The organism is Massilia sp. Root133 (assembly GCF_001426525.1).
Taxonomy (GTDB): domain Bacteria; phylum Pseudomonadota; class Gammaproteobacteria; order Burkholderiales; family Burkholderiaceae_D; genus Telluria; species Telluria orientalis.
Map to the genome: position 1 here is coordinate 52,639 of NZ_LMEW01000036.1, position 23,156 is coordinate 75,794.

Below are 23,156 nucleotides of genomic sequence, written 5' to 3' on the forward strand. Positions count from 1 at the left end.
CGGTACCTGACATGATTAACAACCTGAACAGCAGCGGCGCGAGCCTGCTCGGCACGACGGCCTGGCCGCTCGTGTGGACGCTGCTGAAAATCGTCGTCGTCCTGCTGCCGCTGATGGGCCTCGTGGCCTATCTCGTGCTGTGGGAGCGCAAGCTGATCGGCTGGATTCACATCCGTATCGGCCCGAACCGCGTCGGCCCCGGCGGCCTGCTGCAGCCGATCTCGGACGCCCTGAAGCTGTTGCTGAAGGAAATCGTGATCCCGGCGAAAGCCACGGCGAGCCTGTTCGTGATCGGCCCGCTGATGACCATCATGCCGGCGCTGGCCGCATGGTCGGTCATCCCGTTCGGCCCGCAAGCGGCCCTCGCCAACGTGAACGCCGGCCTGCTGCTGCTGCTGGCGATCACGTCGATGGAGGTGTACGGCATCATCATCGCCGGCTGGTCGGCCAACTCGAAGTACTCGTTCATGGGCGCGATGCGCGCATCGGCGCAGATGATCTCGTACGAAATCCCGATGGGCTTCGTGATGGTCGTCGTGCTGATGGTGTCGGGCTCGCTGAACTTCTCGGACATCGTCGCAAGCCAGGAGCGCGGCATGTTCGCCGCCCACGGCGTGAACATCCTGTCGTGGAACTGGCTGCCGCTGCTGCCGCTGTTCATCATCTACATCACGTCCGGCCTGGCCGAGTGCAACCGCCACCCGTTCGACGTGGTGGAAGGCGAATCGGAAATCGTGGCCGGCCACATGGTCGAATACTCGGGCATGTCGTACGCGATGTTCATGCTGGCCGAGTACGCCAACATGATCCTCGTCGGCACGCTGGCAGCTATCATGTTCCTGGGCGGCTGGTCCGCACCGTTCTCGTTCCTGGAATTCGGCGCCATCGGCGGATTCTTCTGGCTGTTCGCGAAGATGTTCCTGATCGTCTCGCTGTTCATCTGGGTCCGCGGCACGTTCCCGCGCTACCGCTATGACCAGATCATGCGTCTCGGCTGGAAAGTGTTCATTCCGCTGACCCTGATCTGGCTGGTGCTGGTGGCTGGCTGGATGCAGACGCCGTGGAACATCTGGAAGTAAGGAAGCACACAAAATGACACGAGTTAAAGAGATCCTCGGCAGCCTGATGCTGTCCGAGCTGATTAAAGGTCTGGCCCTGACCGGCAAGTACGCGTTCTCGCGCAAGATCACGGTTCAGTATCCGGAAGAAAAGACCCCCATCTCGCCGCGCTTCCGCGGCCTGCATGCGCTGCGCCGCTACCCGAACGGGGAAGAGCGCTGCATCGCGTGCAAGCTGTGCGAAGCCGTGTGTCCGGCGATGGCCATCACGATCGAATCGGCGCAGCGCGAAGACGGCACCCGCCGCACGACGCGCTACGACATCGACCTGACCAAGTGCATCTTCTGCGGTTTCTGCGAAGAGTCGTGCCCGGTCGACTCGATCGTCGAGACCCAGGTGCTGGAATACCACGGCGAAAAACGCGGCGACCTGTACTACACCAAGGAAATGCTGCTGGCCGTGGGCGATCGCTACGAGAACGACATCGCCGCTGCACGCGAAGCCGATGCCAAGTACCGCTAACAAAAAAAGGGCTCCTGCGTAACGTCATGGATTTCACAACTGTTCTGTTCTACGTCTTCTCGGCCGTGATGGTGCTGGCCGGGTTGCGCGTCATTACCGCCAAGAACCCGGTCCACGCCGCGCTGTTCCTGGTGCTCGCGTTCTTCAACGCTGCCGGTATCTGGATGCTGCTCAAGGCCGAGTTCCTGGCCATCGTGCTGGTACTGGTCTACGTCGGCGCCGTCATGGTGCTGTTCCTGTTCGTCGTGATGATGCTCGACATTAATATCGACCGCATGCGCGAAGGCTTCTGGGGCTACCTCCCGGTGGCGTCCGGCGTGGGCGCGCTGATCGTGCTGGAGATGGCCGCCGTCCTGTGGCGCGGCTTCCTGGGCCAGGGCGATGCCCCGACCGAGGCGACTGTGGGCCACATCGGCGGCACCCATGAACTGGGCCGCCTGATCTACACCCAGTACATCTACGGTTTCGAGATCGCCGGCCTGATCCTGCTGGTCGCCATCATCGCCGCCGTGGCGCTGACCCTGCGCAAGCGCAAGGACACCAAAGCCATCGACCCGGGCCTCGCCGTCCGCGTCAAGCGTAACGACCGTCTGAAGATCGTCAAGATGCAGACGGTGAACCAGAAGGCGATCGACGACGCGGCTGTTGCTGCCGCTGCGGCCGCCGCTGCTGCCAACAAGGAGGCGCAATGACTTTATCGCTCGCTCACTACCTGATCCTGGGCGCGATCCTGTTCGCGATCTCCGTGATCGGCATTTTCCTGAACCGGAAGAACATCATCATCCTGCTGATGGCCATCGAACTGATGCTGCTGGCGGTGAACCTGAACTTTGTGGCGTTCTCGCATTATCTGGGCGACGCGGCAGGGCAGATCTTCGTGTTCTTCATCCTGACTGTCGCGGCCGCCGAATCGGCGATCGGCCTGGCGATCCTGGTGGTCCTGTTCCGTAACCTGGACACGATCAACGTGGAAGACCTCGACAGCCTGAAGGGCTAAGCGGTTTGTCTGTCAACCTCCTGATAAATACACAAAAGGTTCAACATGGCGGGGCAAATTATTAACCCTAATCTCTTGCTGGCGGTGCCACTGGCGCCGCTCGCGGGCTCGGCGATCGCCGGCCTGCTCGGCACCAAGTTCTTCGGCAACGTCGTCGGCCGGGTCGTGTCGCACTCCGCGACCATCCTGGGCGTCTTCATTGCCATGGTCATCTCGATCATGACGCTGAACCAGGTCATCGACGGCGCCACGTTCAATGGCGACGTCTACACCTGGATGACGATCGGCACCATGAAGATGTCGGTCGGCTTCAAGATCGACGCGCTGTCCGCGATGATGATGTGCGTCGTCACGTCGGTCTCGCTGATGGTCCACATCTACACGATCGGCTACATGGCGGAAGACGACGGCTACAACCGCTTCTTCTCGTACATCTCGCTGTTCACGTTCTCGATGCTGATGCTGGTCATGTCCAACAACTTCCTGCAGCTGTTCTTCGGCTGGGAAGCGGTGGGCCTGGTCTCGTACCTGCTGATCGGCTTCTGGTACACGCGTCCGACCGCGATCTTCGCGAACATGAAGGCGTTCCTCGTGAACCGCGTCGGCGACTTCGGCTTCATCCTCGGCATCGGCCTGCTGCTGGCCGCGACCGGCACGATGAACTACGACGAGACGTTCGCCAAGGCGGGCGCGCTGTCGGCCATGTTCGTGCCGGGCACCACCTGGCCGCTGCTGACGGCTGCCTGCATCTGCCTGTTCATCGGCGCGATGGGCAAATCGGCGCAGTTCCCGCTGCACGTCTGGCTGCCGGACTCGATGGAAGGCCCGACCCCGATCTCGGCACTGATCCACGCCGCGACGATGGTTACCGCCGGCATCTTCATGGTGACCCGCATGTCGCCGCTGTTCGAACTGTCGGATACGGCACTGTCGTTCATCGTCGTCATCGGCTCGATCACCGCGCTGTTCATGGGCTTCCTGGGCATCATCCAGAACGACATCAAGCGCGTCGTCGCGTACTCCACGCTGTCGCAGCTGGGCTACATGACGGTCGCACTGGGCGTGTCGGCCTATAACGTCGCCGTGTTCCACCTGATGACCCACGCGTTCTTCAAGGCGCTGCTGTTCCTCGGTGCCGGTTCCGTCATCATCGGCATGCACCACGACCAGGACATGCGCAACATGGGCGGCCTGCGCAAGTACATGCCGATCACGTGGATCACGTCGCTGCTGGGTTCGCTGGCACTGATCGGTACGCCGTTCTTCGCCGGTTTCTACTCGAAGGATTCGATCATCGAAGCCGTCGCCGCCTCGCACCTGTGGGGTTCGGGCTTCGCGTACTTCTCCGTCATCGCCGGCGTGTTCGTGACCGCGTTCTACTCGTTCCGCATGTACTTCCTGGTCTTCCACGGCGAGGAGCGTTTCGGCAAGGCGCATGCTCATGACGATCACCACGCGCACCACGACGACCACGCACACAACGGCGAAGGCAAGGACCCGACCGCGCTGCACGAGGCCACTGCCCATCATGAAGAAGACGAGGACGATCACGGCCACCACGGCCTGGCCCCGGGCCAGAAGCCGCACGAGTCGCCGCTGGTCGTGACCCTGCCGCTGATCCTGCTGGCGATCCCGTCCGTCATCATCGGCTTCTTCGCGATCGGCCCGATGCTGTACGGTAAGTTCTTCGAAGGCGTCATCACGATCAACGCGGAACGCCACCCGGCGATGGAAGAACTGGCGCACGAGTTCCACGGCGCCGCCGCGATGGGGATGCATTCGTTCACGTCGCTCCCGTTCTGGCTCGCACTGGCCGGCGTCGTCGCCGCGTTCTACTGCTACATGATCAATCCGCGCGTGCCGGCCGCTTTCTACAAGGCGCTGCGTCCGATCCACACGCTGTTGGACAACAAGTACTACATGGACAAGTTCAACGAAGTCGTGTTCGCCGGCGGCGCACGCCTGCTGGGCAAGGGCCTGTGGCAGGTCGGCGACCGCGCGCTGATCGACGGCCTCGTCGTCAACGGTTCCGCGAAGGTCGTGGGCTGGTTCTCGACCGTCGTCCGCACGTTCCAGACTGGTTACATCTACCACTATGCGTTCGTGATGATCCTGGGCGTGCTGGGTACGCTGCTGTACTTCTTCCCGTTCTGGCACGCTTAAAAGAGAGAAAAACAAGATGCAGTCTATTTCGACCTTTCCTCCTTACCTGAGCCTGTCCGTCTGGCTGCCGATCCTGTGCGGCGTCATCGTGCTGGCCGTCGGTCGCGACAGCCGCGCGGGCTTCACCCGCCTTCTGGCGCTGGCCGGTGCTATCATCAGCTTCCTGCCGACGATCCCGCTGTTCACGCAATTCAGCAACACGGCCCACGGCCCGCAGTTCGTGGAAAAAGCCGCCTGGATTTCGCGCTTCAACATCCAGTACTACCTCGGCATCGACGGCCTGAGCCTCTGGTTCGTGCCGCTGACGGCCTTCATCACGATCATCGTGGTGATCTCCGCGTGGGAAGTGATCCAGGAACGTGTCGCCCAGTATATGGGGTCGTTCCTGCTGCTGTCGGGCCTGATGATCGGCGTGTTCGTCGCGCTGGACGGCCTGCTGTTCTACTTCTTCTTCGAAGCCACGCTGATCCCGATGTTCATCATCATCGGCGTGTTCGGCGGCCCGAACCGCGTGTATGCGTCGTTCAAGTTCTTCCTGTACACGTTCATGGGCTCGCTGCTGACGCTGATCGCGATCATCTACCTGTACAACAAATCGAACGGCAGCTTCGACATCCTGGCATGGCACAACCTGCCGCTGACGATGAAGGAACAAGTCCTGATCTTCGTCGCGTTCCTGATGGCTTTCGCCGTCAAGGTGCCGATGTGGCCGGTGCACACCTGGCTGCCGGACGCCCACGTGGAAGCGCCGACCGGCGGTTCCGTCGTGCTGGCCGCGATCATGCTGAAGCTGGGCGGTTACGGCTTCCTGCGATTCTCGCTGCCGATCGCGCCTGACGCCTCGCACTACCTGGCCCCGCTGATCATCGTGCTGTCGCTGATCGCCGTGATCTACATCGGCCTGGTCGCGATGGTGCAGGTCGACATGAAGAAACTGGTCGCGTACTCGTCGATCGCCCACATGGGCTTCGTCACGCTCGGCTTCTTCATCTTCAACGAGATCGGCGTGCAGGGCGGTATCGTGCAGATGATCTCGCACGGCTTCGTGTCGGGCGCCATGTTCCTGTGTATCGGCGTGCTGTACGACCGCCTGCATTCGCGCCAGATCGCCGACTACGGTGGCGTCGTCAACGTGATGCCGAAGTTCGCCGCGTTCTCCGTGCTGTTCGCGATGGCCAACTGCGGCCTGCCGGCGACGTCGGGCTTCGTGGGCGAATTCATGGTCATCCTGGGCGCCGTCAAGTTCAACTTCTGGACCGGCCTGCTGGCCGCCACCGCCCTGATCCTGGGCGCGGCGTACTCGCTGTGGATGGTCAAGCGCGTCGTGTTCGGCAAGATCGGCAACAAGCACGTGGCCGAACTGACCGACCTGAACGGCCGCGAGTTCTTCATGCTGGGCGTGCTCGCGATCCTGACCATCTACATGGGCCTGTATCCGGCGCCGTTCACCGACACGATGCAGGTGTCGGTCGCGGACCTGCTGCAGCACGTGTCGGTCAGCAAGCTGCCGCAGGCAGTGGCTGCCGTCGCCGCGCACTGAGATTGAGGCACAAACAACGATATGAATCCGATGATTAACACCCAAGCCGTGCTGGCCGCCAACAACCTGGGGCCGGTCTCTGCAGAAATCTTCCTGGTCATCGCGTCCTGCGCCATCCTTCTGATCGATATGTTCCAGAAGGAAGGCAAGCGCACGCTGACCTACGCACTGTCGCTGCTCACCCTGGTGGGCTGCGCCGTGATCACCTACGGCGACTTCACCGCCGGGCATACGACCTACACGTTCTACAACATGTTCGTGTCGGACCCGATGGCGAACCTGCTCAAGCTCTTTACGTACCTGGCCGTGGGCGTGACCCTCGTGTACTCGCGCCAGTACGCCGGCGAGCGCGGCATGATGTCTGGCAACATGGGCGGCGAGTTCTACGTGCTCGCGCTGTTCACGCTGCTGGGCCAGATGATCATGATCTCTGGTAACAACATGCTGCCGATCTACCTGGGCCTGGAACTGATGTCGCTGTCGCTGTACGCGCTGGTGGCGATGCGCCGCGACCACGCGATCTCGACCGAAGCCTCGATGAAGTACTTCATCCTGGGTTCGCTGGCCTCGGGCTTCATGCTGTACGGTATCTCCATGATCTACGGCGCCACCGGTTCGCTGGACATCACGACGATTGCCAAGCTGGTGTCGAGCAACGCCGCCAACCACACGATCCTCGTGTTCGGCCTCGTGTTCGTCGTGGCCGGCATGGCCTTCAAGCTGGGCGCCGTGCCGTTCCACATGTGGGTCCCGGACGTGTACCAGGGCGCGCCGACCGCCGTCACGCTGCTGCTGGGCGCCGCGCCGAAGCTGGCATCGTTCGCGATGATGATCCGCATCCTGGTCGAAGGCCTGCTGCCGCTGGCGATCGACTGGCAGCAGATGCTGCTGGCGCTGGCCGTGCTGTCGCTGCTGGTCGGTAACCTGACCGCGATCGCGCAGACCAACCTGAAGCGCATGCTGGCATACTCGACCATCGCACAGCTGGGCTTCGTCCTGCTGGGCATGATGGCCGGCGTCGTCGGTACCCGCGATGCCACGAATGCCGCGAACATCGCCAACGCCTACAGCGCGTCGATGTACTACACGATCACCTACGTGCTGACCACGCTGGGCACCTTCGGCATCATCATGATGCTGGCGCGCTCGGGCCACGAAGCGGAAGAAGTGGCCGACTTCAAGGGCCTGGCCAAGCGCAGCCCGTGGTACGCGCTCGTCATGACCGCCCTGATGTTCTCGCTGGCCGGCGTGCCGCCGATGATGGGCTTCATGGCCAAGTGGGCCGTGCTGGACGTCGTCGTCGGTTCGGGCCAGCTGTGGCTCGCGATCATCGCCGTGGCCGCGTCGCTGGTGGGTGCGTTCTACTACCTGCGCGTCGTGAAAGTCATGTGGTTCGACGAGGTGGCCGATGCATCGCCGATCTCGACCCCGCTGGACATGCGCGTCGTGCTGTCGCTGAACGGCATCCTCGTCGTGGTCCTGGGCATCCTGCCAGGCCCGCTGCTGGCGGCCTGCCTGTCGGCCATGTCCGCAACCCTGAAGTCCTAAGGCCACGGTGGATGCCTCCCTGGCCAGCTGGTTGGTGATCGCGGTCGCACTCGCGTTCGCCAACCTGCCGTTCCTCAACGAGAGCGTGCTCGGCTTCATTCCCATGAAGCCGGCACTCAACAAGGCGCACGCGAAATACTTCGTCGTGCGCCTGCTCGAGTTGATCGTCCTGTATTTCGTCGTCGGCCTGCTGGCCCGCGGCCTCGAATCCCGCATCGGTACCGCGTTTCCCCAGACCTGGGAGTTCTACGCGATCACCGCCTGCCTGTTTCTCGTGCTGGCCTTCCCGGGCTTCGTCCTGCGCTACCTCCGCAAGCGCCGCGGCTGACGCCGCGCACATCTCCTGCTGACCCTCGTGTCATCGACGCGGTGATCGTGCACGCACGCACGATCATGGTACATTGTTTCCAAGGAGCATCTTCGGCACGGCCGATGCTTACGCGGATTCAAACTGATTATCGATAACGCAAGGAAGAGAAACTTGAAACATAACCATGTAAAAATCGTATGTCTCATAGTCTGTGCAGCAGTGAGCCCGGTTACCTGCGCGGCGAAAGCAAAGTCGCCCGTCGAAGAAGCGAAAGCGGCAGTCAAGGAAATTCTTAAAGACCCGGCTTCCGCTCAGTTCAAGAACATCAAGGTAAATACTGTTGGTGACGTGTGTGGACAGTTCAATGCCAAGAATTCTTTTGGTGGATATGGGGACTACGAGAACTTCCGCTACGAAGTGAAAGACAAGAAACTTACCAATGTCGAGGTTCAGCGCCTGGAGGAAGAGATCGCGCAAGAGAAGAAGATGCGCTACGAACCTGGTTTTACCGATCCCGATTTTGAGAAGTTCAAAGCAATGAAGGAAAAGATTTCCAAGAAATTCGAGGTTATCAAGAAGATTGATGGATGTGCTCTTGAGTGAAGATTGATGCGTCGAAGCCGGCCCGGCGAAGCAGAAATCCAACGGCAAGGCTCAATACGTTAGCTCTGCGTAAAAGCGGAGGAACGATTGATTGTTTTATACTTCGGGCTCGCCGCACCGCCGGTGCGGCCGTGTTCACCACGACTTCCGGACCGCCCATGGACGACCACCTCAAAGAAACAAAAATCGACGGCCAGCTCGCCTACGACGGCAACTTCCTCAAAGTCTCGCGCGACCGCGTGAAACTCCCCGACGGCAAGATCACGCAACGCGAATTCATCCGCCATCCCGGCGCCGTCGTGATCCTCGCGCTGTTCGACGACGGCCGCGTGCTGCTCGAACGCCAGTTCCGCTATCCGAACGACCAGGTCTTCATCGAATTCCCGGCCGGGAAGATCGATCCGGGCGAGGCATCGCTCGCCTGCGCCAAGCGCGAACTGGAAGAAGAGACCGGCTACACCGCCACCGACTGGCATTTCGTCTGCACGATCCACAACGCGATCGCGTATTCGGACGAGCACCTCGACCTGTTCCTCGCACGCGGCCTGACGGCGGGCGACGCGAAGCTGGACGATGGTGAATTCCTCGAGACCTTCACGGCGACCATCCCCGAGATGCTGGAGATGGTGCAACGGGGCGACATCACGGATGTGAAAACCGTGATCGGCACGTTCTGGCTGGAGAAGATCGCCGCCGGCACCTGGACGCCGGCTTAGTTTGAAGCCTGTGCGCCCGGCCGCGCTCGGCTTGATGCTGCTCGCCTGGAGCGGCTTCGCATCCGCCCGCACGCCGTTCGAGGCGAGTTGCGAAGCCGCGGCCCGGGATGCCGGCGCGACGTTCTCCACGCGCGAGAGCGGCTGGCGCGTCGACAATACGGTGTCCTACCGCGACCTGACGCGCATGAAGCGGCCCGGCGTACGCAACGGCTACGTGCTGGGCCTCACGCGCACGGAGTCGCGCGTCGCGATCCAGGTCGACGGCACCCTGCTCACGTCGCCGGACGGCGCGGCCGAATGCGTGATGCCGCGCATCGCGGTGACCTTGTACTACCAGCCCATCGTCGTGTACGTCAGCCGCGAATTCGAGCCGGACTCGTGCACGTATGACGAGATACTTGCGCACGAAATGCGCCATCTCAAGTCTTACCTGGACTATCTGCCGAAAGTGGAAGAGCGGGTGCGCGCACGCCTCGGCGGCCGCTTTGCCGGCAAACCGTTGTATGCGCGCGCCGGCGAGTCGCGCACGCTGCTCCAGCGCGAAATCGACCGCAACTGGATGCCGTACATTAAGGCCGAGATGGGACGTGTCGAACGCTTGCAGGCCGCGATCGACAGTCCGGCGGAGTACGCGCGTCTGAGCAAAGTTTGCCAAGGTGAGGTACAGTCTCTTATTGGATCGACAAGACGTTCCCGATCGTAGATTGAACAACATGACTCAAGCACCACGTTATTTCGCCCTCATTCCCGCCGCCGGCGTCGGCGCCCGGATGGGGGCCACGAGCCCCAAGCAGTACCTGAAAATCGGCGGCAAGCCCATGCTCAGGCACACGCTCGACGCATTCCTGTCCAGCGAGCTCATCGCGCACACATTCGTCGTCGTGAGCCCGGACGACCCGTACATCGACGCCGTCGCGCCCCATCACGGCGTGACGGTTCTGCGCTGCGGCGGGGCGAGCCGCATGGAATCCGTGCGCAACGGCCTGGCCGTGCTCGCCAACACCTTGTCGCCCGCCGACCGGGTGCTCGTGCACGACGCCGCGCGTCCCGGCCTGACTGCCGAACTGATCGAAAAACTGATCACGGGCACGGGCGACCACCCGGCCGGCGGCCTGCTGGCGCTGCCGGTCGTCGACACGGTCAAGCGCTGCATCGACGGCGAAGCGGCCGGTACCGTGCCCCGCAACGGCCTGTGGCTCGCGCAGACCCCGCAGATGTTCCGCTATGAATTGCTGCGCGAAGCGCTGGCGGCGGCTAAAGATCCGGATTCGATTACCGATGATGCCAGTGCGGTTGAAGCCCTCGGATTGAGCCCCAAGTTGGTGGAAGGGCATCCCCGCAATCTCAAAGTGACATTGCCGGACGATATCCGGATCGCCGAGATGTACCTGGCAGTGTCCCAACCTGAATTCGTATAGCGTGTAAAGAACATCATGGCTCTCGCATCGTACAACCCGACCCCGCCGTTCCGCATCGGTACCGGCTATGACTGCCACGCCCTCGTCGAAGGGCGCAAACTGATCGTCGGCGGCGTCACCATCCCGCACCGGCTGGGCCTGCTCGGCCACTCGGACGCGGACGTGCTGCTGCACGCCATCATCGACGCCATGCTGGGCGCCGCCGGCCTCGGCGACATCGGCAAGCACTTCCCGGACACCGACCCGATGTTCGCCGGCGCCGACTCGCGCGTGCTGCTGCGCGAAGCGGCCAACCGCGTCCTGGGCACCGGCTACACCATCGGCAACGTGGACGCGACCATCATCGCGCAGCAGCCGAAGATGGCGCCGCACATCCCGCAGATGGTGTCGCGCATCGCCGAGGACATCGGCGCGTCGCCCCAGCAGGTGAACATCAAGGCCAAGACCAATGAAAAACTCGGCTTCCTCGGCCGCGAAGAAGGCATGGCGGCGCAGGCGACCGTGCTCCTGATCCGCGCGGCGGGCTGATCAGTCGTTCGGTGGGCACGGCGTGCCCACCTTCAACCTCTTTGGCGTTTCCGTTGTAACATCGTCGGTCTGACGATAACAACGGGGACGACATGACCACCACCACGCCACGTGCGGCCTGGACGCTGATCCTGGCCGCCAGCGCCATCCTGATGATCACGATGGCGGCGCGTCTCACGACGGGCCTGTTCCTGTCGCCGCTGAACACGGCGACGGGCCTCGGCGTCGCGTCGATCAGCTTCGCCATGGCCGTCGGCCAGTTCATGTGGGGCGCCTCGCAACCCGTCTTCGGCGCCGTCGCCGACAAATACGGTTCCATGCCCGTCATCGTGCTGGGCGCCGTGCTGCTGGCCGGCGGGCTCGCGGCGACGCCTTTCGTCTCCACCCAATGGGGCCTGCTCGTCACGCTGGGCATCCTGTCCGCGAGCGGGGCGGGCGCGGGCAGCTTCTCGATCCTCATCGGCGCCACCGCGCAGCGCCTGCCGGCCGAGCGGCGCGCGTTCGCGTCCGGCTTCATCAACGCGGGCGGTTCGTTCGGCCAGTTCGTGTTCGCACCGCTCGTCCAGTTCCTCATCGCGACCACCGGGTGGATCACGGCGATGCTGGCGCTGGCCGCGACGAGCCTCTTCACCATCCCGCTCGCGTGGCCGCTGCGCGGCAAGCCGCCGGCGCAGTCCGTCGTCGGCCACGGCGCGCTTTCGTCCGACCTTACGCTGGGACGCCAGGTGCGCGACGCGATGCGCGACCGCAGCTACCTGTGCCTGCACGCCGGCTTCTTCACGTGCGGCTTCCACATCGCCTTCCTCGTCACCCACCTGCCGGGCGAGGTCGCGCTGTGCGGCCTGCCGGCGGGCGTCTCGGCGACGGCGCTGGGCCTGATCGGCCTGTTCAACATCGCCGGGTCGCTGGCGGCGGGCGCGCTGGCGCAGCGCTACCGCATGAAATGGCTGCTGGCGTTCACCTACGGCAGCCGCGCCGTGATCATCGCGGCATACCTGCTGGCGCCGAAATCCGCCTGGACGTTCTACGTGTTCGCCGCCGCCCTCGGCTTCACGTGGCTCGCGACGGTGCCGCCCACGGCGGGCCTCGTCGGCAAGCTGTTCGGCATGCGCTACCTCGCCACCCTGTTCGGCCTGACGCTGCTGTCGCACCAGATCGGCGGCTTCTTCGGCGCCTGGCTGGGCGGCCTCGCGTTCGTGAAGTTCGGCGACTACTCGTGGATGTGGTACGCGGACATCGCGCTGGCGCTCGCCGCCGCCTTCGTCAACCTGCCGATCCGCGAGGCGAAGCCGGCCCCCGCGGCCGTGGCGGCGTAACGCATGGCACGCGATCCCTGGGCCTACCGCGACGTGGCGGTCGAATCGGTACCGGACCCGCGCACGGGCCGGCTGCGCATCAAGCCGATGGCGGGGCAGGCGTACGCGACGTCGATGCGCGTGCAGTGTGCACGGGCGCTGTCCGACCCCGAGCGCTATCGCGCCGGCACCCGGTTCCTCATCCGCGCCAAGCTGACGGACCGCGCGGGCGGGCCGCCGTTCCTGTATGCGTGGCATGGCGATCCGGTGCGCGTGCTGACGGCGCGCGAGGTGCGCTCGTTCCTGGACGAATACCGGCGCCGGCGCATCTGATCCGCACGGTTGGCCGAAAGTCGTTACACTCTGGGCATCATCCGACCCATCAAGACCGAAAGGACCGTCATGGCAACTAGGAAGATTGCAGTGCTCGTCGGCAGCCTGCGCAAGGAAGCGTTTACGCGCAAGCTGGCCAAGAGCCTGATGCTGGCCGCACCGCCCACGCTCGAACTGGAGATCGTCGACATTTCCGGGCTGCCGCTGTACAACCAGGATGACGAGACCGACACGCCGCCCGCCACCTGGACCGAGTTCCGCGGCCGCATCCGCGACGCCGACGGCGTCCTGTTCTGCACGCCGGAATACAACCGCTCGCTGCCCGGCGTCCTCAAGAACGCCATCGACGTCGGCTCGCGCCCGTACGGCCAGGCCGCGTGGACGGGCAAGCCGTGTGCGGTCGTGTCCAACTCGCCGGGTGCGCTGGGCGGCTTCGGCGCCAACCACGCCGTGCGCCAGTGCCTCGTCTTCCTCAACATGCCGTGCATGCAGTCGCCGGAAGCGTACATCGGCGGCGTGGCCAACAAGTTCGACGGCGACACGCTGACGGACGAAGGCCTGAAAACCTTCCTGCAGCAGTTCATGGAGTGTTTTGCGACGTGGGTGGAGCGCCATGCCGACTGATGCCGTAAAGAGTCCGATCGCGATCCGCGAAATCGATCACATCGTGCTGCGCGTGGTGGATCTCGCGCGCATGCAGGCCTTCTACGGCGACGTGCTGGGCTGCCGCGAAGTGCGGCGCCAGGACGAGATCGGCCTCGTGCAGCTGCGCGCCGGCAGTTCGATGGTCGACCTGATCCCGATTTCCGGCAAGCTGGGGGCGGCGGGCGGCGCGGCGCCGGGCACGGAAGGGCGCAATGTCGATCACTTCTGCTTCCGCGTGGAGCCGTTCGACGAAGACGCGATCCGCGCCCACCTGGCCGCGCACGGCATCGAGGCAGGGCCGGCCGCGTCGCGCTTCGGCGCCGAAGGAGAAGGCCCGTCGATCTACCTGGCTGACCCGGAAGGCAACATGATCGAGCTGAAGGGGCCGCCGACCGCGCCATGAGGCAGGAAGACGACAGCGCGCCGCCGAATGTGCCACCGTATGTGTCGCAGGCGCCCGTCGCCTACGGCAAGCCGCCGCCCGGGTGGCGGCGGCACATGTACGACGTCATCTTCGAAGCCGACACCCCGGCCGGGCGGCGCTTCGACATCGCCCTCGTGTGCGCCATCCTGCTCAGCATCCTCGTCGTCGTGCTGGACAGCGTGCCGCGGCTGCACCGCGACCATGCCGACCTGCTGAACGCGTTCGAATGGGGCTTCACCGCGCTGTTCACGGTGGAATACGTGGCGCGCCTCGTGTGCGTGCAGCGGCCGTGGCGCTATGCCGGCGGCTTCTACGGCGTGATCGACCTGCTGGCCGTGCTGCCGTCGTATTTTTCGCTGCTCATGCCGGGCACCGAACTGCTGCTCGACATCCGCATCCTGCGCCTGCTGCGCGTGTTCCGCATCTTCAAGCTGACCCTGTACATCGAGGAGTACACGCGCCTGGGCGAAGCGCTCGCCGCCAGCCGGCGCAAGATCCTCGTGTTCCTGTCCGTCGTGCTGATGGCGATCCTCATCCTCGGCACCGTCATGTACGTCGTCGAGGGACCGCAGAACGGCTACACGAGCATCCCCGTCGCGATGTACTGGGCAACCGTCACCATGACCACCGTCGGGTATGGCGACATCACGCCGCATACCAACCTGGGCAAGGCGATCGCCTCGTTCATGATGCTGATGGGGTGGGGCATCCTTGCCGTGCCGACCGGGATCGTGACGGCCGAGATGACGCTGCGCCGCGGCGACCGAAGGACGGGGCCGGCGCGTTCGGCCCTGCATTGTCCTGCGTGCGGCAGCGGCGGCCACGACGCCACCGCCCGGTTCTGCAAGGATTGCGGGACGGTGCTGCCGGTGCACCGCGCTGGCGCAAAATGAGGGTTGCTCTAATGTTAGAATCGGATAGAATCGTCATTACAGCGTAAGTCTCCGCGAATCGATGGACCAGTGGACGGAACCGATATGACGACTTCTGTCGCGCCCCAGGATGTGGGCACCCCGACCGTCCTGATTGTCGACGATACGCCGGCCAATGTGGGCATCCTCGTCGAGTATCTCGAGGGGCGCCAGGTCCGGGTGGCGGTCGCGCAAGAAGGCGAGGAGGGCCTGGCCCGCGCGGAATTCGTGCAGCCGGACCTGATCCTGCTCGACGTGATGATGCCCGGCATGGACGGTTTCGAGACGTGCCGGCGCCTCAAGGCGTCTCCCCGTACGCGCGACATCCCCGTGATCTTCATGACGGCGCTGTCCGAGACCCACGACAAGGTGGCCGGCTTCGCGGCGGGCGGCGTCGACTACGTCACCAAACCGTTCCAGATCGACGAAGTGTGGGCGCGCGTCACGACCCATCTGGCACTGCGCAGCGCGCAGAAACGTCTCGCCGAACAGAACGCGCAGTTGCGGCGCGCGGAAGCCGAGCTGCTGGCCGCCAATGATCTCCTCGAGCAGCGCGTGGCCGAGCGCACCGCGGAGCTGGTCCGGACCAACGCCAGGCTGGAACAGAAGATCGCCGATTACAACCAGGCGGAGCGGCGCATCGACTACATGGCGCACCACGATGCGCTGACGGGGCTGCCCAACCGCCTGCTGCTGGAAGACCGGGTCAACCAGGCGGTCGCCCAGGCGCGGCGCCACCAGGACGAGATGGTCGCGCAACTGCACATCGACCTGGACCACTTCAAGACCATCAACGATTCCCTCGGCGAGCGGATCGGCGACCGCCTGCTGCAGGCCGTCGCCTCGCGCCTGCAGCAATGCACGCGCGAGGGCGACAGCCTCGGCTGCCTGGGCGGGAACGCGTTCGGGATCTGCCTCGCGGCCCTGCGGTGCAGCAACGACGCCGCGCTCGTGGCGGGCAAGATCCTCGAGACCCTGAGCCGGCCGTTCCACGTCGAAGACCACGAACTGCACGTCAGCGCCAGTATCGGCCTGGGCCTGTTCCCGTCCGACGGCAGCGATGCGTCCGCGCTGCTGCGCGCGGCCAATGCCGCCATGTACCAGGCCAAGCAGAAGGGACGCAACACATACCAGTTCTTCACACCGGCCCTGCACGAAGCGGCGAAGCGGCGCATGGCGGCGACCAGCCAGCTGCGCCAGGCGCTCGCCCACGACGAGTTTTCCGTGTACTACCAGCCGCAGGTCGACATGGAGAGCGGCCGGATCTTCTCGGCGGAAGCGCTGCTGCGCTGGACGCCGCCCGGCAAGGCGGCCCGCTCCTGCGCGGAATTCATCGCCATCGCCGAAGAAACCGGCATCATCGTGCCGATCGGCGAATGGGTGCTGCGCCAGGCCTGCGCGCAACTGAGGCGCTGGCGCGACGGCGGCCATCCGGACATGCGGATCGCCGTCAACCTCTCGGCGCGCCAGTTCACCCAGGCCAACCTGACGGAATTCGTGGCCCAGGTGCTGCGCGACACGGGCGTCCCTGCCGACGCGCTCGAACTCGAGCTGACGGAAAGCCTGACGATGCAGCCCAGCGACGACAACCTCGCCGTCATGCGCCGGCTGAGCGCCATGGGCGTCCAGCTGTCCATCGACGATTTCGGCACCGGCTACTCCAGCCTCGCCTACCTGCAGAACTTCCCCATCCACGCGCTCAAGATCGACCGCTCGTTCGTCATCGGGATCAACGAGCAGGCGCACGACGCCGCGATCGTCACGGCGATCATCGCGATGGCGCACAGCCTGCACCTGAACCTGATCGCGGAAGGCGTCGACAGTCCCGAGCACGTCTCCTTCCTGACGGCGCACGGCTGCCTGGCCGCGCAGGGCTATTACTATAGCCAGGCAGTGCCGGCGGAGGTGATGACGCGGTTGCTCGACCAGAGAAACCTGACGCCGAACGGGGGCGCCAGGGTGGGGGCGATTGCGCGCTAGTCTGTCTCATGAGTGCAGGAACTTGGACCGCTGCAAAGTTCAGACCGACATTCGCTACTTCAGGCCGACAAGCCCGGCACGCTTAGCCCAGATCAAAGGTAACCAGCCTCGCGCCCTTAGTCTGTGAGCTTCGCGCCGCGGCGCCTGCTGCGGCCCGTTCAACCCAAAACTTTGCGAGGCAAAACCATGTATCCATTTCCACAAACGATCGCCCCGGCGGTGCGCACCCACATCGATGCCCAGACCGCGTTCCTGAACGACATGTCGAAGTCGCTGTTCAGCTCGTTCCAGCAAATGTGCGACCTGAACATCCAGCTCATGCAGACGATGCTGGAAGAAACGACCCTGGCCAGCAAGCACGTGCTGAGCGCCGACCGCCAGTCCGAGCTGCTGAGCGCCGCCACGGCGCGCACGCAGCCCACGACGGACAAGCTGCGCGCCTACCAGCAGCACATCGCGCGCCTGGCGGCCGACTCCCAGGTCGAGCTGGCCCGCGTGACGGAGCAGCACGTGCAGAACACGACCCGCACCGCGCGCGCCCTGGCGGACGAGGTGGCGCGCGACGCCACCGAGCAGACGGAGCGCGGCCTGCGCGCCCAGCAGGAAACCGTGCGCCAGTTCAGCGATCCGTTCATCCGGCCGGGCAATGGTGCCGCCCAGCCGCACGCATCGGGCAGCACGGGCCAGACGCAGCAAATGCCGCCGAGCCAGCAGCAGGGCAGCAAGGACCAGCGGGCCGCCACACACTGACCCGGCGCAGTTCCCGGATCTTACACGCCGCGCCCGGCTACCGGGTGCGGCGCGATGATGTCCTGTGCAGCCGGGGCCGCGGTGCGGATGCGCGGCCCGAGGCCGAACAGCGGACGCAGCAACGGCACCCGCCGCACGATCTCGAAGCCGGCGAAGCTGAGCACCGTCACGAGCACGACGAGCAGCACGGCTTCCAGGCCCGGCGCAAGGTGCAGCGGTTTCGATGCATGGGCCAGGACGACGATCAGGCTCTGGTGCAGGATATAGACGGGGAGCACGGCTTCGGTCAGGTAACGCCGGGCGGGGCCGTCGCGGTCCAGGTGGCGCTGGGCAAAGCCACAGGCGGCCAGGATCGCGCTCCACGCCAGCAGCGCGTAATCGGCGCGCATCGGCTTCGCGAGCATTTCCCAGCGCGTGCCGTCGATGCCGCCGGCGTTGTCCAGCGCGATCCACAGCATCAGGAGGGCCCAGCCGGCGAGGGCCAGCGCGAGACACGTCCAGCGCAGCGCCGCGACACGGAGCCAGAAGTCGGGAACGCGCGCCATCAGGGCGCCGAGCAGGAAGACCGGCAGGTACGTCGCATGGTTGTACCAGTCGTCCACGAGCGCGTGGGTGACCGGAAAACGGTTCAGCATCAGGATGCGCGCCAGCGCCAGCACGGCCGCCGGCACGACGATGATCTTCCAGCCCTCGAGCACGCGGCCGAGCACGGCGGCGAGACCGTCGAAGCGCGGACCCAGGGCCAGCACGACGAGCGCGAGGACGGCCGTATAGGCCCACAGGTAGGCGACAAACCACAGGTGGTTCCAGGTCGGCAGGATCAGGCAGCCGTCCTGGCAGAAGCCGTGGTAGCCGCGCACGTACAGCCGCATGAAGTCGGCGTAGCTGCCCGCATAGCCGAGCTTCTCGACGACTTCGAGATACGACTGCGGCGGCACGATGACGAGCATGCCGAACAGCAGGGGGATCAACAGGCGCCAGCTGCGCTTGCGCAGGAAGGCGAGGGGCCGCAGCTTCGCCAGCATGATGCTGGAAGCGACGCCGGACACGAGGAACAGCAGCGGCAGCCGCCACGGCGACGACAGCATCATGAAAGGTTCGAGGGCGGTGCCGGCGTGCGGGCTCTTCACGTGCCAGCCCCACGTCACGTAATACATGCCCACGTGATACAGGATCAGCAGGAAGAAGGCGATGATGCGTACCCAGTCGAGGAAGTGATGGCGTGGAAGATGTCGGGTGTTCATGGCGGATCGTCGTCGGTTGGTCGATGAAGGAAACGACGTCAGACTAGATCGGCGCAGGTCGCGATGCGAGTGGATTGTGGCGAGGCGGGAGCCGGCTGGGGCAGGCCGGACGGATGCAAAAAAAAGGCTGTGTTCGCGGTAGTTCGGTAACCCGCTCGCCTAGCCGAGCTGGACCGCAGCGCACAGCAGATGAGCCGGCTTCGTGAGCGGACGATCGTCCAGCACGCGCTGCCAGCCCGAGTAATGGATCAGGTAGCGGCTCGCCACGCCGCGAAACCGCACCAGCCAGCTTTTGAACCGGCTGTGCCAGCTGTTCACGTTNGACGATCGTCCAGCACGCGCTGCCAGCCCGAGTAATGGATCAGGTAGCGGCTCGCCACGCCGCGAAACCGCACCAGCCAGCTTTTGAACCGGCTGTGCCAGCTGTTCACGTTCTGTACATGGATCGCGCCGCGCGCACGAACGCCCGCTTTCACGTTCACCGCTTCATGCGTGATGCCGGCCTGCTCCGCGAAATGCTGATAGACGATGGCGCCGTCGGTGATCAAGAGGGCGTCGTCCGGCAGCACTGGTTTGAGGCACTCATGCAATTGCCCCACCGTCACCTGGCCGCGCCCCGTATGGAAATCAAGCGTACGGCCGCTGCGGTCGTGCGCGACGAGCAGGCAATCGTGTTCCCGATTGATACCGCGCCGCTTGGCGGCGCCGCCGCGCATCGTCACTCCTCATGAGTTAACTCGACGATGCGTATGACCTCTGCAACGAATTTCAGTTCACATAAATAGCGCGAACACAGCCAAAAAAAAGCCCGCTTGCGGCGGGCTTGAATCTATTTTCTTGGAGGAAGATAGAGGAGACGGTTCGGAGTATGCAGGGGCACAAGAAATAAATCCAATTTGATTTTCAGATATCAATCATACAAATTTCGAATAATATGGCTGAGACAATTGGTGATGTTTGAGCGCGTACGTACGATCTAGAATGGAATGCTGTATTGCAAGCATTCAATTCCTGTTCCCGCTCATGAAAACTAATCTTCTCGGCCGCGCCCTGTCCCTCCTGTTCCTGGCGATGCCGCTGGCGCAAGCCGGCAACATCAACGATCTCGTCGACCAGAACTGGATCGAAATCGACAGCCCGAATTTTCGGGTGGTCACCGACCAGCCGGAAGACGTTGCGCGCCACATGATCGTCGACCTGGAAAACCTGCGATACATCTCGAACCGCGTGCGCGGTGCGCAATCACTGGCCGGGCCGCCGCTGACGATCGTCGCGATGGGCCGGAGCAGCTTCGCGACGCTGGGGCTGCCCCAGAACATGGCCGGGGTGTTCCAGTTGTCGCGCCTTGGTTACGCGGCCGTCGCAAGGATCGAGGATTACGTCACGTCGGCGGCGGCAAGCGACGTGTCGCGCGCGATCATCCTGCATGAATACCACCATTTCCTCCTGCACTATTCGCCCGAGACGACGGCGTATCCGCGCTGGTACGACGAAGGGATGTCGGAGTACTGGTCGTCCCTGGTCATCCAGGACGGCATGGCATGGTTCGGCCATCCGGTGGAAGGCAGCCATCGCGAGGACTGGCTGGTCGACCGGGCGGGCCGGATCAACCTCGATACCAAATGGCTGTTCAACACGAACAAACTCTCTTACGACAACAGCACGCGGGCCGGCAAGATCGACATGGCCCGCTTTTATGCCTGCGCAAAGTACGCGATCCACTACTTCAATTCGAGCCCCGAATTGCGCAGGCAACTCGCGCACTACCTGCGCCTGCATAATATGGGGCTGTCCGAAGACCAGGCCGTGCGCATCGCTTTCAAGAAGTCGTACGAGGAACTCGATGTCGACATGCGGCGCTACGTGGAGCGCCGCTTGATGGCCCGCGGATTCTCGACGGGCAAGGATGGGCTCGACCTGCCGCAAGTCCAGGTGAAGGTCACGAAGCTCGACCGTCCTGCGACCTACGCCGTCCTGGCCGACGTGGTGCCCCGCTTCGCGAAGCACGACGCCAACATGATGCGGGAACTGGTCGAGACGAATCTCAAGCTCCACCCGGACGATCCGAAGGCGACCATCCTTGCCGTCAATCGCCGCGTCGTCGACGACGGCATGGCGCGTCTGGATGCGTTGCTGAAGCGCTACCCGAACGATGCAAACCTGCTCGCCGCGCGCGCCGAAGGCCTGGACATGGCGGCGGCCGCGATGCACGACACCGGCGTGCCCGGCTGGGAAGCGCCGCTGAAGGAGGCGCGCGACCTGGCCCGGCGCGCCATCACGGCGGATCCGTCCAATCCGCTGGCCTACTTCACCCTGGGCCATGCGTACAAGCTTGCGCCCGACATCGGACCGGTACAGGAAGGAATCGCCGGCCTGGACACCCTCGTCATATACGAACCGGCGCCAGGCAGTTTGCGCGCACTGGCGCACCTCTACCTGCGCAACAAGCAATTGCCGGAAGCGGTCAAGAGCATCCGCAGCGCCGTCGCGTTCGATGCGGCGGGCAAGAATCCGCTCGACGCGTTGTTGATGGAAAACCTGGAACTCGTCGCCGACATGGCCTCCAGTGCGACGCCGGACGGTAAAGGATTGCGCTACGCGAGCGGCGCCGTCTACGAAGGCCCTGTGACCAGCGGCAAACCGGACGGGAAGGGCAAGTGGCTGCGTCCGGAAGGCAGTTATTACGAAGGCGACTTCGTGCAGGGCCAGCCGTCGGGGCACGGCAAGCTGGTGAGCGAGCGGGGCGTCGCGTACGAGGGCGCGTTCGCGGCGGGCATGGCCCGTGGCACCGGGCGCATCAGTTTCCCGGCCGGCGGCAAGATGGTCTCGTACGAGGGCGGCGTCGAGGATGCCGTGCCATCCGGCCCCGGCGTCCTCGTGACGAAGGAAGGGCGGCTGGAAGCCACGTTCGTGCAGGGCGAGGCGCACGGCGACGGCGTGTTCGTACCCGCCCACGCCGCCCCCATGCGCGGCACATGGCACTACGGCGCGTACCAGTGGCCGGTGGCCGACAAGCTCGTGTTCGTCGGCGGCATCGATGGCGAAGGGCGGCGCCAGGGCCTGGGCTGGTGCCGGGCGGACGCCTCGCCGCGGATCGACCTGTGCCGCTACAAGGAGGATCGCAAGATTGCGTTGGACACGGAAAACGATTGACGCGCTACAATCAATTTCTCCGACCATCGAACGAAAGGCTTTCCATGCAAGCGCGTACCGTCCTCGCCCTCCCTGGCCTCCTGCTGGCCCTGTCGTATGCGGCAAGCAGCCACGCCGCGTCCGCCTGCGGCACGGCACCGTCCGGCGAACTGCGCGCGGAGCGCGTCGCGAGCGTCAAGCCGTCGCGCACCGAGGCCGGCCTGTACGAAGGCCCCGTGTGGATCAAGGACGCGCTGTATTTTTCCGATTTCAGCCTCGGGCCCGGCTTCCCGTCGCGCATCCGCAAGCTGGCGGCGGACGGCACGGTGACGACGGTGGTGGAGGACAGCGGCAGCAACGGCCTGGCCGTCGATGCGCACGGCGACCTCGTCGCGGCCACGCACAAGTACAAGGCGCTGTCCCGCTATGCCATGGCGGACGGCAAGCGCACGACGCTGGCCGGGGAATATAACGGCCAGGTGTTCGACTCGCCGAACGACATCGCCATCGCGAAAGATGGCACGATCTATTTCACGGACCCGGATTTCCAGAAGGCGGCGGCGCCGGGCGGGCAGCCCGTCACGGGCGTCTATCGCGTGGGCACGGACGGCAAGATTACGCTCGTGGACGGCAGCCGGCCGAATCCGAACGGCGTCGCGCTGTCTCCGGCCGGCGACGTGCTGTACGTGAACGCGGGCGACGGCTTCCTGCGCGCCCACCCGATCGTGAACGGCGTGCCGGGGCAGGGGAAAGACCTCGTCAAAGGGCTCGACATCCCGGACGGCATGGCCGTCGATTGCCACGGCAATATCTATGTGACCGAGCACCCGGCCAGGCGGGTGCGCGTGTTCTCGCCGCAGGGGAAAGAGCTGGCGACGATCCGCACGGACGCCAACGTGACGAATGCCGCGTTCGGCGGCGCCGACGGCAAGACCCTGTTCCTGACCGGCGCCGGCGCCGTGTGGCAGATCCGGCTGGACGTCACCGGATCGCCGTACTGACAGACGCGGTGCGCGTGCGGTCGCACGCGCACGTGAT

The 23,156-nt window shown here is 64.5% G+C and carries 23 protein-coding genes and 1 pseudogene; 22 read left to right on the forward strand and 2 right to left on the reverse strand.

Annotation, left to right across the window (positions count from 1 at the left end):
• Window positions 1-11: 11 nt before the first annotated feature.
• From nuoH to ASD28_RS29555, 20 genes are all read left to right on the forward strand, one after another.
• A complete protein-coding gene (nuoH, locus tag ASD28_RS29460) occupies window positions 12-1,079 on the forward strand; it encodes an NADH-quinone oxidoreductase subunit NuoH (RefSeq protein ID WP_371831819.1) in 1,068 nt (355 codons plus the stop codon).
• A 13-nt stretch (window positions 1,080-1,092) separates the two neighbouring features.
• The gene (gene nuoI / locus ASD28_RS29465) at window positions 1,093-1,581 is read left to right on the forward strand and encodes an NADH-quinone oxidoreductase subunit NuoI (protein WP_029757430.1); all 489 of its coding nucleotides are present in this window, start codon (window positions 1,093-1,095) and stop codon (window positions 1,579-1,581) included.
• A 26-nt stretch (window positions 1,582-1,607) separates the two neighbouring features.
• On the forward strand, window positions 1,608-2,273 hold the full coding sequence (locus tag ASD28_RS29470) for an NADH-quinone oxidoreductase subunit J (RefSeq protein ID WP_056137052.1): 666 nt from the start codon (window positions 1,608-1,610) through the stop codon (window positions 2,271-2,273).
• Entirely contained in the window at window positions 2,270-2,578 is a 309-nt protein-coding gene (nuoK, locus tag ASD28_RS29475; RefSeq protein WP_029757428.1) for an NADH-quinone oxidoreductase subunit NuoK, read from the forward strand. The genes ASD28_RS29470 and nuoK overlap by 4 nt, the downstream gene beginning before the upstream one ends.
• A gap of 45 nt (window positions 2,579-2,623) precedes the next feature.
• Window positions 2,624-4,741, forward strand: a complete 2,118-nt coding sequence (nuoL, locus tag ASD28_RS29480; RefSeq protein WP_056137054.1) for an NADH-quinone oxidoreductase subunit L — start codon at window positions 2,624-2,626, stop codon at window positions 4,739-4,741.
• 16 nt (window positions 4,742-4,757) lie between these two features.
• The gene (locus ASD28_RS29485; protein WP_056137056.1) at window positions 4,758-6,281 is read left to right on the forward strand and encodes an NADH-quinone oxidoreductase subunit M; all 1,524 of its coding nucleotides are present in this window, start codon (window positions 4,758-4,760) and stop codon (window positions 6,279-6,281) included.
• A 21-nt stretch (window positions 6,282-6,302) separates the two neighbouring features.
• Complete coding sequence (gene nuoN / locus ASD28_RS29490) at window positions 6,303-7,829, forward strand: NADH-quinone oxidoreductase subunit NuoN (RefSeq protein ID WP_056137058.1); 1,527 nt, start codon at window positions 6,303-6,305, stop codon at window positions 7,827-7,829.
• Window positions 7,830-7,836: 7 nt separating this feature from the next.
• Window positions 7,837-8,157 carry a DUF2818 family protein gene (locus ASD28_RS29495; protein WP_056137060.1) on the forward strand — a complete coding sequence of 107 codons (321 nt, stop codon included), beginning with the start codon at window positions 7,837-7,839 and terminating at the stop codon, window positions 8,155-8,157.
• Window positions 8,158-8,310: 153 nt separating this feature from the next.
• The gene (locus ASD28_RS29500; RefSeq protein ID WP_056137063.1) at window positions 8,311-8,742 is read left to right on the forward strand and encodes a hypothetical protein; all 432 of its coding nucleotides are present in this window, start codon (window positions 8,311-8,313) and stop codon (window positions 8,740-8,742) included.
• A gap of 158 nt (window positions 8,743-8,900) precedes the next feature.
• Entirely contained in the window at window positions 8,901-9,458 is a 558-nt protein-coding gene (locus tag ASD28_RS29505; RefSeq protein WP_056137065.1) for an NUDIX domain-containing protein, read from the forward strand.
• 10 nt (window positions 9,459-9,468) lie between these two features.
• Window positions 9,469-10,161: a hypothetical protein gene (locus ASD28_RS29510; RefSeq protein ID WP_156404027.1), complete on the forward strand. Its 693-nt coding sequence runs from the start codon at window positions 9,469-9,471 to the stop codon at window positions 10,159-10,161.
• Between the two features lie 10 nt (window positions 10,162-10,171).
• A complete protein-coding gene (ispD, locus tag ASD28_RS29515; protein WP_056137421.1) occupies window positions 10,172-10,876 on the forward strand; it encodes a 2-C-methyl-D-erythritol 4-phosphate cytidylyltransferase in 705 nt (234 codons plus the stop codon).
• A 15-nt stretch (window positions 10,877-10,891) separates the two neighbouring features.
• Window positions 10,892-11,404 (forward strand): 2-C-methyl-D-erythritol 2,4-cyclodiphosphate synthase, encoded by a 513-nt coding sequence (ispF, locus tag ASD28_RS29520; protein ID WP_036230599.1) that lies wholly within the window; start codon window positions 10,892-10,894, stop codon window positions 11,402-11,404.
• 92 nt (window positions 11,405-11,496) lie between these two features.
• Entirely contained in the window at window positions 11,497-12,720 is a 1,224-nt protein-coding gene (locus ASD28_RS29525) for an MFS transporter (RefSeq protein WP_056137066.1), read from the forward strand.
• Window positions 12,721-12,723: 3 nt separating this feature from the next.
• Entirely contained in the window at window positions 12,724-13,032 is a 309-nt protein-coding gene (locus ASD28_RS29530) for a hypothetical protein (protein WP_056137068.1), read from the forward strand.
• Window positions 13,033-13,101: 69 nt separating this feature from the next.
• Window positions 13,102-13,656: an NADPH-dependent FMN reductase gene (locus ASD28_RS29535; RefSeq protein ID WP_056137070.1), complete on the forward strand. Its 555-nt coding sequence runs from the start codon at window positions 13,102-13,104 to the stop codon at window positions 13,654-13,656.
• Entirely contained in the window at window positions 13,646-14,080 is a 435-nt protein-coding gene (locus ASD28_RS29540; RefSeq protein WP_056137072.1) for a VOC family protein, read from the forward strand. The genes ASD28_RS29535 and ASD28_RS29540 overlap by 11 nt, the downstream gene beginning before the upstream one ends.
• A complete protein-coding gene (locus tag ASD28_RS29545) occupies window positions 14,077-14,994 on the forward strand; it encodes an ion transporter (RefSeq protein ID WP_082577663.1) in 918 nt (305 codons plus the stop codon). The genes ASD28_RS29540 and ASD28_RS29545 overlap by 4 nt, the downstream gene beginning before the upstream one ends.
• 84 nt (window positions 14,995-15,078) lie before the next feature.
• Window positions 15,079-16,992 (forward strand): GGDEF domain-containing response regulator, encoded by a 1,914-nt coding sequence (locus ASD28_RS29550; protein WP_056137075.1) that lies wholly within the window; start codon window positions 15,079-15,081, stop codon window positions 16,990-16,992.
• Between the two features lie 186 nt (window positions 16,993-17,178).
• Window positions 17,179-17,742, forward strand: a complete 564-nt coding sequence (locus ASD28_RS29555; protein ID WP_056137077.1) for a phasin family protein — start codon at window positions 17,179-17,181, stop codon at window positions 17,740-17,742.
• 20 nt (window positions 17,743-17,762) lie between these two features.
• On the opposite strand, the gene ASD28_RS29560 is transcribed toward ASD28_RS29555, so the two are convergent.
• Both ASD28_RS29560 and ASD28_RS29565 read right to left on the reverse strand, forming a co-directional pair.
• Window positions 17,763-18,986 carry an acyltransferase family protein gene (locus ASD28_RS29560; protein ID WP_056137079.1) on the reverse strand — a complete coding sequence of 408 codons (1,224 nt, stop codon included), beginning with the start codon at window positions 18,984-18,986 and terminating at the stop codon, window positions 17,763-17,765.
• Window positions 18,987-19,308: 322 nt separating this feature from the next.
• Window positions 19,309-19,702, reverse strand: a pseudogene (locus ASD28_RS29565) (IS1595 family transposase); the annotation flags it as partial.
• Between the two features lie 307 nt (window positions 19,703-20,009).
• On the opposite strand from ASD28_RS29565, the gene ASD28_RS29570 reads away from it, so the two are divergent.
• Together ASD28_RS29570 and ASD28_RS29575 are read left to right on the forward strand one after the other, a co-directional pair.
• Window positions 20,010-22,139: a hypothetical protein gene (locus tag ASD28_RS29570; RefSeq protein ID WP_056137082.1), complete on the forward strand. Its 2,130-nt coding sequence runs from the start codon at window positions 20,010-20,012 to the stop codon at window positions 22,137-22,139.
• Window positions 22,140-22,183: 44 nt separating this feature from the next.
• On the forward strand, window positions 22,184-23,119 hold the full coding sequence (locus ASD28_RS29575; protein WP_056137084.1) for an SMP-30/gluconolactonase/LRE family protein: 936 nt from the start codon (window positions 22,184-22,186) through the stop codon (window positions 23,117-23,119).
• Window positions 23,120-23,156 lie beyond the last annotated feature (37 nt).

Excerpts from the sequence above, each read along its gene's own strand:
- ASD28_RS29560 (WP_056137079.1), bottom strand. The coding sequence starts at position 18,986 with ATGAACACCCGACATCTTCCACGCCATCACTTCCTCGACTGGGTACGC.
- ASD28_RS29505 (WP_056137065.1), top strand. The coding sequence starts at position 8,901 with ATGGACGACCACCTCAAAGAAACAAAAATCGACGGCCAGCTCGCCTAC.
- ASD28_RS29550 (WP_056137075.1), top strand. The coding sequence starts at position 15,079 with ATGACGACTTCTGTCGCGCCCCAGGATGTGGGCACCCCGACCGTCCTG.
- nuoK (WP_029757428.1), top strand. The coding sequence starts at position 2,270 with ATGACTTTATCGCTCGCTCACTACCTGATCCTGGGCGCGATCCTGTTC.
- nuoI (WP_029757430.1), top strand. The coding sequence starts at position 1,093 with ATGACACGAGTTAAAGAGATCCTCGGCAGCCTGATGCTGTCCGAGCTG.
- ASD28_RS29540 (WP_056137072.1), top strand. The coding sequence starts at position 13,646 with ATGCCGACTGATGCCGTAAAGAGTCCGATCGCGATCCGCGAAATCGAT.
- ASD28_RS29470 (WP_056137052.1), top strand. The coding sequence starts at position 1,608 with ATGGATTTCACAACTGTTCTGTTCTACGTCTTCTCGGCCGTGATGGTG.
- ispD (WP_056137421.1), top strand. The coding sequence starts at position 10,172 with ATGACTCAAGCACCACGTTATTTCGCCCTCATTCCCGCCGCCGGCGTC.
- ASD28_RS29570 (WP_056137082.1), top strand. The coding sequence starts at position 20,010 with ATGAAAACTAATCTTCTCGGCCGCGCCCTGTCCCTCCTGTTCCTGGCG.
- ASD28_RS29485 (WP_056137056.1), top strand. The coding sequence starts at position 4,758 with ATGCAGTCTATTTCGACCTTTCCTCCTTACCTGAGCCTGTCCGTCTGG.
- nuoL (WP_056137054.1), top strand. The coding sequence starts at position 2,624 with ATGGCGGGGCAAATTATTAACCCTAATCTCTTGCTGGCGGTGCCACTG.
- ASD28_RS29575 (WP_056137084.1), top strand. The coding sequence starts at position 22,184 with ATGCAAGCGCGTACCGTCCTCGCCCTCCCTGGCCTCCTGCTGGCCCTG.
- ispF (WP_036230599.1), top strand. The coding sequence starts at position 10,892 with ATGGCTCTCGCATCGTACAACCCGACCCCGCCGTTCCGCATCGGTACC.
- ASD28_RS29555 (WP_056137077.1), top strand. The coding sequence starts at position 17,179 with ATGTATCCATTTCCACAAACGATCGCCCCGGCGGTGCGCACCCACATC.
- ASD28_RS29530 (WP_056137068.1), top strand. The coding sequence starts at position 12,724 with ATGGCACGCGATCCCTGGGCCTACCGCGACGTGGCGGTCGAATCGGTA.
- ASD28_RS29545 (WP_082577663.1), top strand. The coding sequence starts at position 14,077 with ATGAGGCAGGAAGACGACAGCGCGCCGCCGAATGTGCCACCGTATGTG.
- nuoN (WP_056137058.1), top strand. The coding sequence starts at position 6,303 with ATGAATCCGATGATTAACACCCAAGCCGTGCTGGCCGCCAACAACCTG.
- ASD28_RS29525 (WP_056137066.1), top strand. The coding sequence starts at position 11,497 with ATGACCACCACCACGCCACGTGCGGCCTGGACGCTGATCCTGGCCGCC.
- ASD28_RS29535 (WP_056137070.1), top strand. The coding sequence starts at position 13,102 with ATGGCAACTAGGAAGATTGCAGTGCTCGTCGGCAGCCTGCGCAAGGAA.
- nuoH (WP_371831819.1), top strand. The coding sequence starts at position 12 with ATGATTAACAACCTGAACAGCAGCGGCGCGAGCCTGCTCGGCACGACG.